Raw genomic sequence first — 14,687 nt, forward strand, 5'->3', positions numbered from 1 at the left:
CTTTCTGGTTGATCCTTTTTTCATTTGCATTGAGGATTAAGGTAGCCGGGTCTCGAGCTTTTTCACGAATCCTTTTGATGGTTTCCTCCTTGAGTAAGGACATGTATAATGCCACAGGGTTTATAAATATTTATAGGATAATTCATTCGCTAACTTCGTTGCTGCTAGCCCTTTCACTGTAATTACGACATGCTTAATGCGGTGGTCGTTTTCTTTTTGCTCGAATTGAACATAATTTTTTTGAATTAACTTTTTTAATCGATTTGAAGTAGCGCTTTTATGCCCACCTTGAAGCTCTGTAATTTCGGTGAAAGTTAAAGCACCCTTTGTACTTAGTAGGTCTAACAGCCTTACCTGCTCTAAAGATAATGTGGAATTTCTGATTTCTAACCTTGTTGCTACAACTTCATAGCTCGGTGATCCTTCTATGCAATCTTTTACTGCCTCTAATTTGAAATCATCCGTATACTGTTGAAATACTTGTCCTTTTTTAGCCATAAAAAATATCCCCTCCAAGTTCACTCTTCTCCACATGATAACAAGCAGTTTTTTTGAGTGTCTACTTAAAGGGGATAATATCAATATTAATCGGACTATATTATTGTCATCTTACAGTTAGCGAAAATTTGTCTCTACGAATTTGTAGTTAATCGGTAAGCTTTCTAGCCCAAGCAGAACAGTACTATGAATCGGCACTAATTCCTTCACTCGTATTCGCTCGAATTGGCTTATCTGGGTAAGCAATTCGGTAATTGCTATTTTCACTTCTAATTTTGCTAGATGAACGCCAAGACAGTGATGGATGCCGCTCGAGAATGCCAAATGCTTTGGATTGTTTTTACGATCAATATCGAAGGTTTCCGCGTTCTCAAATATTCGCTCGTCCCGATTTGCTGCTCCTAGCCAAACGTTGATCGGTTCTCCCCTGTCTATCAAATGACCCCCTATTTCAACGTCATGAAGAACGATTCGGAACGTCGATTGAACGGGCGAACGATACCGCAGCACTTCATCAATGACTTTTGACACAGCATCTGGATCATTCCTAAGTCTTTGCAAGACAGCTGGGTGTTCGTCTAGTGTAAGCACCGTATTCGTTAAAAGGTGTGCTGTCGTTTCGATACCTCCAATAATAAGCAAGAAACAAAAATCAACTAATTCTCCGTCGGTAAATCCACCTGTATCCGCCTTAACAGACAGCAGCGCACTAACCAAATCGTCCTTTGGCTGCCTACGTCGGTTATCAATCATCCATTGGAAGTAGCTACAAAGCTCATCTTGAAGCGTTTCACTTTCGTTCTCATAGGCGTCCATGCCGCCGGTATATGAATTATACTTCACTTCCAATTCAGACCACCTTTGAAAAGGGAGTCTGTCTTCGGGGGGAACCCCTAACCAGTCCGTGAGGACATAAAGAGGCAGCGGAATCGAAAGGCTCCGGACAAGATCTGTTTCTTCCTGTCCCCTCAAAGCACTGATTAATTCCTTCACGACTGCAGAAATGCGCGGAGCCATTCCCATGGCCATCTTGGGTGTAAACAGTTGACTCGCCATTGAACGGTATTTCTGATGTCGTGGGGGATCCATAGATAGTATGCTTCTCTCCTCAAAAGAAACCTGGGAAGAAAAAGTGTTGTGATCGTTCAACACCTGCTTCACATCCTCATATCGAAACACATTCCAAGAATGATTGGTGTCTTTGTACACGGCATTCGTATCGCGCATTTGCCGGTAAAGAGGGAACGGATTTAATCCGTCCCATGTGATAGGTTGATTCATGTCGTCCTCCTCGTTGTGAATGGGGTACTACGAATTCGTCGGTAGTTCTTATTCGCGATTATAAGCAAATACTGTATCCATCAGTACACGATCAAATCTGGACGCAAGTCCTTGGAGCAATGGCAATCGGAACATGGAGTAATGATCTCCCACGATTTCGTGAATGATGATGGGCTGACTGGAGAGATCGCACCATTTCTCGCCCATATTTTCCACTGGACTCGTCGACGCTTGGAAGAAGTCCAATCTAGCTTCAATCCGATTGGCAGCAACATAATGATCACGAGCGTAAGTTAACGAGCGACATACGTTATAGATCTTTACAAGCTCAGGCAAGCTTTTGCAGTTCTCCACCTCAGGCATACTCGCAATTAGCTCCTTGTTAGACAGAAGCATCGTGAGTAGTTCTTCGGTTACTTGCTCTTTCTCCGCCAATGTTAGGAAGGTATGCCACACCTGCTCCGAACGAACGGTATGTTCCAATAATCTCGATACAAGTGGAGAATGGATAAATGGTGCGAACATATTCGCTAAATGCTTCATTTCCGATACTTGTTCAAACGAGTCGCTTTCTACTGCTTCTCCCTGCACAAAAGGAGAGTCGAACATACCAATAAATCCAACCGTAAAGCCCAGTCCTTCCAAACATCGGGCAATTTCAAAGGCAATCGTTCCCCCAATACTCCATCCTGCTAAATAGTAACTTCCATCAGGTTGTACTTTACGAATTTTGTCAACATACGATCTTGCAATCTCTTCTATTGATAACGGAGCGGGTTCATGATCCTGCAGCGAGGCTATCTTGATTGCCCAGCATTGAAAGCTTTCGGACACATATCGACTAAACGGAACGTAGGGCTCCGCTTCCCCATCCCCTGCATGTATGAAGAAGAGATGCTTGTTCTTGTCATTACCTTCTTTTAACAAGAGAAGTTGGTCATCCTGCTCTCTCTCTTCTTCGGTTGGAAGCAACATACTTACGAATTCAGCTAATTTGTGAACCGTCGGGCGGTTAAAGATTTCGACCAGTGGAAATTTCACATTAAACGCATCGAAAATATCGAAAGCAAGCTTGGTGGCAAGCAGTGAATGACCGCCATTTTCAAAGAAATTATCGTGAATCCCAATGTTATCTTTGGCCAATACCTTCATCCAAATGGCTACAAGCTGCTCTTCCATTTTATTCTGCGGCTTAGCTTGTTCGTGGAAAGCAGCATGAGCCAATGTAGGTTCTGGCAGAGCCCGACGGTCGATTTTACCGTTTGGAGTTAAGGGCATCTTCGCTAGGGGTACAAAATAAGCAGGAATCATATATTCCGGTAAGCTCTTGGTTAGCTCTTCCCGCATTTTATTAACCGAAACTTGGGAATCCGTAACGTAATAAGCGCATAACGATTTCTCTCCTGCATGCTCAAATATGAGAACAGTCGCTTCTTTCAAAGCGTGAAGCTCTAATATTCGACTCTCAATTTCCCCCAATTCGATGCGATGGCCCCGAATCTTAACTTGGTGATCGATACGATCGATGAACTCGATATTCCCGTCTGGCAAGAACCTGGCTAAATCTCCGGTTTTATAAATTAATTTGCCGGACTCCAGAGGATGTGGCACGAATTTCTCCGCTGTCATCTCCGGTAGGTTCAAGTAACCTAACGCCAATCCGTCACCAGCAAGGCACAGCTCACCCGTGATGCCAATGGGCATCAACTGCCCACCAACACCAAGAATATAGGCTTCCGTATTGCTAAGAGGCTTACCAATTGGAATCGTGATTGCGTCAGCAGCAACTTCGTCTATCGGATAAAACGTTGCATAAACGGTACTCTCTGTCGGTCCATACATATGAAGGAGTTTACCAGCGCCGATAGCAGCAAGAGCTTTACGTACATGATTCACGGATACGCGTTCGCCTCCAAATAATATTTTCCTCAGAGAAGATAAGCTGTCCAACCGGGTATCCACAAGCAGATTGAATAAAGCGGTTGTGACAAACATAACGGTAATTCGTTGGTCGATAAGGATTCGACTGAGCTGATTGATATCGAGAATATCGGATTTCTGTATGATTACAAGCGTAGCGCCGTTTAGCAAAGCTCCAAAGAAGTCGAAAGTAAACCCATCGAAAGCATAATTGGACAATGAAGCTACTACATCATCTTCCCCGATCTCAATGTAGCTCGTTCCCTTCACGACTCGGGTAACATTAGCGTGTGTCGTCAAGATTCCCTTTGGTTTCCCTGTCGTGCCGGAAGTGTACATCACGTAGGCAAGATCAGATCCTACTTGTGGAACGCTGACAGATCCAGATTCTCGTTCACCAAATTTCATTGCATCTATCATGATGATGTCAATCAAGAAGTTACCGGCAGGCATTGTTTGTGAGAATTGAGCCTCGCTTGTCAGCAAGATACGAGTTCCACTGTCCTGAAGCATAAATTGTATACGCTCCTGCGGATACTCTGGATCAATCGGTAAGTAGGCATTTCCTGTTTTCAAAACTGCCATGATTGCCGTGATCATATCGATCGAGCGGTCCATCAGAATCGCAATGATGCCTCCAGGCTGTATGCCTTTATCCAATAATTCGCCGGCTACTTGATTGGACTTTTGGTTAAGTTCCCGATAAGTAAACTTTTCTTTACCGAACACGACAGCTACTTGTTCAGAAGATTTCTCCACTTGCTCCTCAAAAAGGCTAACTAGTGATTGATGCCTAGGATAATCCGTCTTCGTATTATTGAAAACCTGGCAAACCTGCCGTTTCTCCTCGTCGTCCATCATTGTGATATCTGAGAGTTGTTTATTAGGCTCATTAACCATGGTGTTCATCAAATGCACCAAATGTCGACCCATCCGCTGAATTGTAGATCGTTCGAATAATGAAGTCGCATACTCGATGTCGAATATCATTCCGTCTGAATGTCTTTCCTTCGCTGTCAGTGTCAAGTCAACCTTTACCGTTTTCAGATTAATATTCAATGACTGAACCTGCAAAGGCATCCTAGGAAGTACGTCCGTATCCGCACTCTGCAATGTGAACATCGCGTCAAACAGCGGATTGCGATTGGGATCGCGGGTTGTAACTATCTTTTTCACGAGATCTTCAAAGGGATAACTTTGGTTCTCATAAGCTTGAAGCGAGATTCTTTTCATCTCACGGATAAAGCTTAGGATCGAATGTTCATTAGACGGCTGACTGCGAATGGCAAGTGTATTGACGAACATGCCGACAATTTTATCGAGATCAGCATGTAATCTCCCAGCAACAGGAGTTCCAACAACGATATCTTCTTGCCCGGTATAGACATGTAACAAGAGAGTAAATCCTGCCAATAAAACCATGTTCAGCGTCGCTCCCGTGTCGGCTGCTAACCTACGAAGCCCCATAGTTAGCGCATCATCGATACTAAACTGGATGGAATCTCCTTGGTTATCTGACACTTTTGGACGTGGATGATCGGTCAGTAACTGCATGACAGGTAAACTACCCGCAAATTGGCTCAGCCAGTAGGCTTCCTGTTTGTCCAGCTCCCCATTCACTGTCATCTTGTTTTGCCACACGGAATAATCCTTGTAGTGAAGTGGTAATTCAGGCAAGTCCTCCCCGGAATAAAGACTTCCCAATTCATCCATCAGAATATCATTGGATAGGCCATCGCCAATGATGTGATGCATATCGAGATGAAGAATATGTTGATTCGGATTTATCTGTATCAGTTCTGCACGGAATAAGGGCGCGATTTCAAGATCAAAAGGCTGCACGAATGTTTCCATCTTGGCGACCATCATGGCGTCGATGTCTGTCATGGAGTAGATCTCAATCTCCAATTTGTGGTAGCTTAACGCAAAGATCACCTCGTCCTCAATACGTTGCATAGGCTCCGTATCTACTCGAATAAATGAAGTACGCAGAGATTCATGCCGTTGAATCAGTTTTCGTAATGACTGTTCCATTCGGGGAACGTCCAAATCACCTTCGATAAGAAGCGCATCGGGCATATTATAGACAATGGACGTCGGCTGCATCTGCTGTAAAATATACATTCGCTTCTGCGCGGATGACAGCGGATAAACGTCCCTCTTTTCAACAAGGTCAATTTGCGTATATATAGAAGCTTCATGGCTCTGAATGAACATCGCTTGATCATGAAGTACGGGCAGCTTAAAGACTTGAGACAATGGCATTTGAACCTGGAATTGCTGATATACCTGCTTGACTACCGCCATCGCTTTAAGAGAATGGCCGCCGACCATAAAGAAATGATCAGTTCGGCTAACTTTGTCTCTACCAAGTATGTCTTCCCAAATCGCAACAAGCTTCACTTCTGTTGTATTCACTGGCGCAGCATAGATAGCTTCCTCACCTTCTGTAATACGCATGGAAAGTAATGCTTTCCTATCGATTTTCCCATTTGGCGTTAAGAGCATCTCATCCAACTGAATAATGACGCTCGGAACCATAAAATAGGGAAGTGTCAGCGCCAAATATTGCTGCCAACTTGCATTTGTTTGCCGATCGTCAGCTACGATATATGCGACTAATAGTTTATCGCCTTCTGGGCTTTCATTTGCAAGCACAATAGCTTCCTCAACAGATTTATGCAAATAGAGCTGCTCTTCAATTTCGCCCAATTCGACCCTATACCCGCGAATTTTCACTTGCTGGTCCATTCTTCCCAAGTATTCAACATTGCCGTCAGGTAGCCATCTGGCGAAATCGCCTGTCCGATACATTCTTTCTCCTGGGACAAATGGGTTTGCCACAAATTTCTCCTCCGTGAGTTCGGGTTGATTCAAATAACCTCTGGCTAGTCCAACACCCGCAACGTAGAGCTCACCAGGTACGCCGATCGGTTGAAGTTGCTCCTGAGTTCCCAATATGTAAACCTGTTTATTAGGCATTGGTTTCCCTATCGGAACATTATGGCCGTATGACTCTGAACAATTAAAATAAGTAGTTGTGACCGTCGCTTCGGTCGGTCCGTACATGTTGTACACGAGCCGATCTGTCAAATTAGAGTAATATGATGGCTTCACAACATCCCCGCCTGGATAGAAGAGTCTAATGGGATGGCCAGCAGATAATCGTTGATTCAGTTCACTTAATAGCAACGAAGAACAAAAGAGTACCGTGATGTTTTCTCGTTCAATGATGTCTTCGAGTAAATCCGTATCTAGGCCTTCTTCTTTATTGGCGATAAATACAGTGCCGCCACATAACAACGCTAAGTACATTTCGTCAACCGCTCCGTCAAAGGAAACTGACTGTAGGTGCAGTACCGTATCTCGATGATCCATATGAAACTGCTGAATAAAGGTATACAAATATGCTGCTAGATTACGATGTTCATTCATAACACCCTTGGGTCTGCCTGTTGATCCAGATGTATAAATGAAATAGGCCAAGTGGTGCATGTCCGTAACCGGTTCTAGATTAGAGCTATCCTCCGCATACAAAGCTTCCTCAGCAAGATCTAACACCATTCCATCCCATTTTCTGCCTTGCATAAATCTGTTTTTCGTCAATATCATGGATGCTTTACTGTCCTCAAGCATGTATTCAATACGATCTTGCGGATAGTCGGGATCTATCGGGACATATGCCCCTCCAGCCTTGAGTACAGCAAGCACACCAACAATCATGTCCACAGATCGTTCTTCCATTATTGCGACGACAGTTTCAGGTTTGACGCCCTTTCGTCGTAACGTTCTAGCCAACCGATTGGCTCTATCATTCAGCGCTCGATAGCTCATATGAGTTGTCTCATACTTCAAAGCAATATGATCTGGTGTAAGTTCAACCTGGTCTTCAAACAGCTGTTGGACGGTTTTGTCCACTGGATAGTCGACAGCCGTATCGTTGAACTCGAACAACAGACGATGCTTTTCTTGCGGTGTCAAAAGGTCTATAGCGGCGATTGGCCGCCCATCTTCTTTTGCTAATGAGGTTAACCATTGGCTGAATAAATCCTTCCAACGTTCGATGGTTTCCCGATTAAATAGCGCTACGGAATATTCAAAACTAAAGGATAAGGTATCTTCTCCTTCTACAGCTGATAATGTAAGCTCAAACTGCGAAATGGCATGCTCGAAGGAAAGCAGACGAATCGGTACGCCATAATTTAGAACTTCGCTCTTATTGGTCAAGGTGAACATGGTGTCGAATAACGGATTGCGACTCATATCCCGTTGTAGGACTCGTTTCTTGACCAACTCTTCAAACGGATAGTCCTGATTCTCATACGTTGAAAGCAGGGTCTGTTTCACTTCTTGCAAATAGGTAGTAAACGATTTATCCCCCTCTGGGAAAGTACGTATCGCCAGCGTGTTAACGAACATGCCGACGACTCCCTCCAATTCAACGGACGGGCGTCCAGAAATAACCGTACCCATTATTATTTCTTCCTGACCAGCAATCCGTGAAAGGAATGCGTTGTATGCCGCAAACAATACCATGAACAGGGTAGCTCCCGCTTTTTGGCCTATCCGATATAAGTCTGCCGTTACTTCACTATCTATGGCGAATTCAACTTCGCCACCGATGAAGCTTTGCACTGCTGAATGGGGATAATCCGTAGGCAAGCTGAGCACCGGCAATTGCCCCAAGAGGGAATTCAGCCAATAGGCTTCTTGCATAGCCATCGCTTCCGATTGCAGCATCTCCTGCTGCCAGTAAGCATAATCCTTGTATTGTAGCGGCAAAGGTTGAATCGCTTCACCGTTGTAAAGCCTAAATAGTTCATCGATGATTACGTTCATTGAAACACCATCGGAAATGATATGGTGCATATCCAAAAGCAGTATGCAGCGATCTCCGGCAACTTTATATAAAGCTACCCGCCATAGTGGAGCCAGCTCTAGCTCGAAGGGACGAACGAACACCTTAAGAAGAGAAATAATGTCTGCTTCCGTTGTTTCGCCATATTCGAGTTGGAATTCAGCATCTGTATGAATCCGCTGAAACGGTTCCCCATTCACCATTTCAAAAGAGGTTCGTAGTGATTCATGCCTCTCCATCAACTGGATACATGCGTTATTCAATCGCTCTACATCCAGCGCACTTTCGATCAAGTAAGCAGCTGGCATATTATAACTTTCTGCCGCACCTTCTAGCTGCCGTAAAATATAGAGCCGCTTCTGTGCGGAAGAAACGGGGTACACCTCGCTTTTCGGAGCCGAAACGATCGGAGTAAGACCGCTTTTGCGCTTGGATTGAAGCAAATGGGCTAAAGCTTCAATCGTAGGAGCCTGGAATACGCTAGTCAAAGCTACTTCCACTTGCAGGTGCTTGTATATACGGGCTACGAGCATCATTACTTTTAACGAATGTCCACCCAACGCAAAGAAGTTATCATGAATGCCAATGGGCTTAAACTCCAATATTTCTTCCCATATCTGGACAAGCTCATCTTCCAACGGAGTTCTAGGAGCGACTGCCGTCCTGCTGCTTCCCAACGTATCTTTAGGAATCGGCAACAATTTCCGATCTACCTTCCCATTTGCGGTCTCAGGAATGCTATCGATCCTTACGAAATAGGAAGGAATCATATAGTTAGGCAGTAAGCTTGAGAGCGAATTTCTCACATATTCGGTTGTTACGTACTCGTCTGCGGTAAAATACCCACAAAGCTGCTTTGCATCCTGATCATTTGTAAACACCGTAACAACTGCCTTATCGATCCCTGTGATTAGTAACATTGCAGACTGGATTTCGGTTAATTCGATTCGGTAGCCACGAATTTTGACCTGTTCATCTACACGGCCCATATATTCGATCCGACCATCAGGCAACCATTTCGCCAAGTCCCCCGTTGTGTACATCAACGTTCCAGGAACATAAGGGTTCGCAACAAATTTCGCAGCGGTTAGTTCCTGCTGATTCCTGTACCCTCTGGTCAATCCGGCCCCGCCAATACATAGCTCACCTACCACCCCAATCGGTGATAAACGATAATCAGTATTCAAAATGTACATCCGATTGTTAGTGATCGGACGGCCAATCGTAATTGGTTTATCCTGTTGAAGATTTCTAACGATACTACCACCAATGCTATTTTCAGTTGGGCCGTATTCATTGGTCAATTCGATATGCCCATAATTCAAATTGTGCTGATCGACCAATCGTTGCTGGACTGCTTCTCCACCCAACGTGATGATCTTTAATGAATGGCTGTCTTCCCTGCTCATACATTCCATAAGTGCTGCGTACAGACTTGGAACGCACATGAAATGGGTCACGCCATGGTCGATAATCGCTTTGCGTATAACGAGAGGATCTTTGGCCCCTTCATCCTGCAGCAGAATGGAAGCTGAGCCAGCCAATAAGGGAGCGAAAAAGGATGACAAGAAGCCATCGAATGCAAAGGAAAAGAGCTGAACCATCCGATGGGAACTATTGAACCCATACTCTCTAATTCTCCATGTTAGGTAGTTCATTACGCTGCGGTGCTCAACCATAACCCCTTTTGGCATGCCGGTTGTTCCCGACGTGTAGATCACATAAGCCAAATGGCTAGGAGTGATCGTCGATTCAAGGTTTAAGCGATCTTCTTCAGCAATCGGCTCTAGTTCAAGCGCATCTAGGTAGAAACTATCGATTGAAAAATCCGCTTTATGCTGTAAGCTAGATTGGGTAATGAGCAATTCGGCCCCGCTATCCGTTAATATATACTTTATGCGCTCGTCTGGATAAGAAGGATCAATGGGTAAATAAGCGCCACCAGCCTTTAAGATACCAAGCAATCCAACGATCATCTCCACGGATCGCTCGACCATAATTCCTACGATATGATCCGCTGTTACACCCTTTTCCCGTAAAATCCGAGCTAATCGGTTTGCCCGTTGGTTTAATTGTGCAAAAGTAAGCGAGATTTCTCCACAAATGACCGAAGGATGGTTCGGCTGTAGCTCAGCTTGTTCCTCAAACAAACCGTGAATGGTAAGGTTGTGAGGTATATCCGATTTCGTATGATTAAACTCAACCAGTAATTGATGCTTGTCACTATCAGATAATATTTCGATACATCCGATCGGTGTAGTGGTCTCTTGTGTAATGGAACCTAACCATAGAAGGAACTGCTTGACCCAACGTTCTACAGTTGACTTGTGGAATAGCGTACTGGCATATTCCACTCGGAAAGCAATGTCTTTCTCCAGTTCCATCGCCGTCAATGTTAAATCGAATTGTGCAATCGGATGATCAGAAGGATACACGCTGACGCTAAGCTCGCCAGACATCGAATCCGAATCAAGCATTTCCTCCATCGTAAACATCGCATCAAAAATCGCCGTTCGACTAGGATCACGCTCAATACCGAGTTGTCTGACTAGCTCCTCAAAAGGATAATCTTGATATTCGTAAGCCGATAACAAGGTTTGTTTCACTTCATGCAAATAGGACAAAAAGGATTTGCTCGCTTCTGGAAAGCTACTGATGGCTAAGGTATTAACGAACATCCCTACGATATCGGCTAACTCCGAGCGTGATCTACCAGAGGATACGGTACCGACGATGATCTCTTCTTGATTCGTTATACGGGACAAATAGGCACTGAAAGCTGCTAGCAAAACCATGTAGAGTGTCGTTCCCGTTTGTTGCGCCAACTGACGAAGGGCTTCTGTAAGATTCGCATCCGCATAGCAAATAATCTGCTCGCCTGCTAAGCTACGAACCACAGGCCGCGGCTCATCTGTCGGCAATTCCAATACAGCAAGCTCACCAGAAAAGGCATCTAGCCAGAAAGTTTCCTGTGCTTGCCATTCTTTCGAGTTTTGTTGAATTTGCTGCCAAACCGCATAATCGATGTATGCCAAACGTTGCTCTGGCAACGAATCATCTCGATAATACTGATAAAATTCTTGCTCCAGAATTTGCAGAGAAACGCCGTCACTAACGATATGATGGATATCGGTTAGTAGAATATGACGGTGCTCCCCGATACAAATGACACTTACGCGATATAGCGGCGCAGATGCCAAATCGAAAGGACGAATAAATTGACTAATGAGCGCAGGAACCTCACCTTCCTCTGCTTCGACAAAGGTAACGTTGAAATCTACTTGCGAATGAATTCGCTGAACAAGTTCCCCATCGCTGAGCTCAAATGAGGTTCGCAAAGAGGCATGACGTTCGACTAAATGAGTAAATGTATGTTCTAACCGTTGCCGATCCAGCTTTCCTTCAAGCAGTAACACATTTGGCATGTTATAGGCCGCATGGGCAGTATCAAGCTGATGAAGTAAATAGATTCTTTGTTGCGCAGATGAGACCGGGTAGGTTTCACACTTCTCCGTTGGTGGAATCGCGGTGTATTCATTACCACCTAATGTTGAAATCACCTTTGCTAAGCCCTCTACCGTTGGAGAAAGAAACACTTCTCGCAGCGGAACATTCACCTTCAGTTCCTGATGAATACGGGATACTAGCGCTGTAGCTTTCAGAGAATGCCCGCCAATCTCGAAGAAATTGTCACGGATGCCTACTCGTTCCAAGCGCAATACATCCTGCCAGATCGCTGCCAGCTTATGTTCCAATACGCTCACAGGTGCCACGTAGAATAGGTTGCCATCTTCTCGATCTGGTGCAGGTAGTGCCTTCCTGTCTACTTTACCGTTCGGCGTCAAAGGCATCTGATCCATTTGTACAAAGTACGACGGGATCATGAAGTGAGGCAGACTCTTCGCCAAAGTTTCCCTCATAACTGGAATGGCAAGCTCTTCACCTGCCACCACATACGCGCATAAATAACGCTCTCCCAGCTGATCTTCCCGTATCATGGCTACCGCTTCCCGCACATCTGCGATCTGCAATAGCCTTGACTCGACTTCACCCAACTCAACACGGTAACCACGCAATTGTACCTGGTTGTCGATCCGGCCCAAATATTCGATATTGCCGTCCGGCATCCACCGTACCAAGTCGCCTGTCCGGTACAATTTCTCGCCTGGCACAAACGGATTCGCTATGAATTTCTCTTCACTTAGCTCCGATTTCCGGTAGTATCCTCGCGCCAAGCCAGCGCCACCGATGACCAACTCCCCAGGCACGCCGATGGGCTGAAGTTGCAAACGGTCGTTGACCACATACATGTGCATGTTCGGCATCGGTTTGCCAATCGGCACATACCCCGCGCTTGGCAGCTTGTCCAGTGGTTCCTCATAATAACTCGTATCTATGCTCGCTTCGGTCACGCCATATACGTTCAGAATTCGAGTATGCTCACCGAACCGTCTTTGAAGCTTGTCATATTCTTCAACGGAGCAGCTATCCGAACTGACAATAACAACCTGCAATTCACGCAGATTGATCCCTTGCTCCTGCACATATTCGAATAACGGCGTAATCAGCGCCGGCGTCGACTCAAAGATCGTGATGCCCCGTTCTTGTAGGAGCTTCACCAGTCCCGGGATATCAGCCCGCACGTCCTCTGGACATAGAACGCATTGTCCGCCACTCACGAATGTACGCGCCAGATCCCCCGAAAACACGTCGAAGGAAAAGCTCGCCATTTGCAACAATCTCACTGGGAATTGATCTAAGTGATAGACCTTTTGATAGGCCATAGCTACGTTAACGAAGCTCCGATGCTCGATCATGACACCTTTGGGATTACCCGTCGTCCCAGATGTATAGATTACGTAGGCCAAATCCTCTGGCCCGCCCACAAGTCCTACATTGTCTGAGTTATCCGCCTCCACACATGCATCCTCAAAATAAAGCACATCCCCGCTGAACCCAGTCGCTTCGAATTGCTCTTCCGCATGGCCGCCTGTGAGCAGCTCTGTGATTTGTCCTTGCAGTTCCCGTTGTGTCAACAATACTTGCGCATGGCTATCGCGCAACAGATAAGAGATTCGCCCCAATGGATAGGTAGGATCAATCGGAAGATAGGCCCCGCCAGCTTTCATAACAGCCAATACCCCAACAACGGTATCCACGGACCGACGCGCCATAATTCCTACAATCGTCNNTAATCGATTGGCTTGCGCATTTAAATCTGCATACGACCACTCATCTTCGCCAACGACAAGCGCAACTTGATCAGGCGTCTGCGTTACTTGTTGTTCAAACATTTCTACGAATGTCTGACTTTCAATTTCCACATCTTTGGAGGGTTCGTTAAACCCAAAGAGGATTTGTTCCCGCTCAGCTTCGGATAGCAGCACAATGTCTCCTATTACGGCGTCTGGTTCATTTAGGACTTTCTCTAAGTACACTTCGAAATGATTAGCTATTTGCTGGATCATTCGCTCACTATAATGGCTCGTTTCGTAGGTGATTTGAAGGGTCAACGTATCCGCACTTGTCATAAAGGAAAAGCTCGCAAGTGAGCTAACATCAGCTTGATAGGAGACATCGTGAATAGCGTCCAACCTTACGATCGTTGAACAATGAGGGATACCTTCTGCCGTCTTTGGTAATTGAAGATGCTCGGCTACTATCGCGAAAGAAAAGTTTTGGTGCTCGTTCGCCGCTAACACCGTTTCTTTAATACGACCCAACCACTGCTTGAACGTCAATGAGGAATCAACGTTTGTTTTTAAGAGCACCAATGAATTCATCAATTCGTCTTGCTGAGCTTGCTGCGCGAATATCGGCATACCCACGATAACAGCAGCATCTCCCGTATACGCTGAGAGTACATACTTGATGCCTGATAATAAAATCATGTAACGTGCAATATTCGATTGGTTCGCTATCTTATCTATCTTCTCAATAAGCTGCAACGGAATTTCATGTGCATATTCCCCTGTTCTCTCGTCAGAATGGGCAGCCAGTTCCTCTTTAGGAAATACCGATACAACATCGTTTTCTTGAAGCAACTGAAACCAATACTGTTTTTCTTTATCGAACTGACCACTTGCCAGCAAAATATGTTGAGAAAGCCGACCTGACATACTATAACCTC

General features: G+C 45.1%; 3 protein-coding genes. All 3 read right to left on the reverse strand.

The annotated features are described in order from the left end of the window. Nucleotides 1-120: 120 nt before the first annotated feature. The 3 genes from PGLA_RS18000 to PGLA_RS18010 all read right to left on the reverse strand — a co-directional run bounded on the left by PGLA_RS18000 (nucleotide 121) and on the right by PGLA_RS18010 (nucleotide 14,676). A complete protein-coding gene (locus PGLA_RS18000) occupies nucleotides 121-498 on the reverse strand; it encodes a MarR family transcriptional regulator (RefSeq protein WP_068535523.1) in 378 nt (125 codons plus the stop codon). A 117-nt stretch (nucleotides 499-615) separates the two neighbouring features. Then, the gene (locus PGLA_RS18005; protein ID WP_068535525.1) at nucleotides 616-1,779 is read right to left on the reverse strand and encodes a cytochrome P450; all 1,164 of its coding nucleotides are present in this window, start codon (nucleotides 1,777-1,779) and stop codon (nucleotides 616-618) included. Nucleotides 1,780-1,827: 48 nt separating this feature from the next. Continuing rightward, on the reverse strand, nucleotides 1,828-14,676 hold the full coding sequence (locus tag PGLA_RS18010; protein ID WP_068535527.1) for a non-ribosomal peptide synthetase: 12,849 nt from the start codon (nucleotides 14,674-14,676) through the stop codon (nucleotides 1,828-1,830). Nucleotides 14,677-14,687 lie beyond the last annotated feature (11 nt).

Origin of the sequence: Paenibacillus glacialis (assembly GCF_001637205.1) — a bacterium.
Lineage (GTDB): Bacteria > Bacillota > Bacilli > Paenibacillales > Paenibacillaceae > Paenibacillus_AQ > Paenibacillus_AQ glacialis.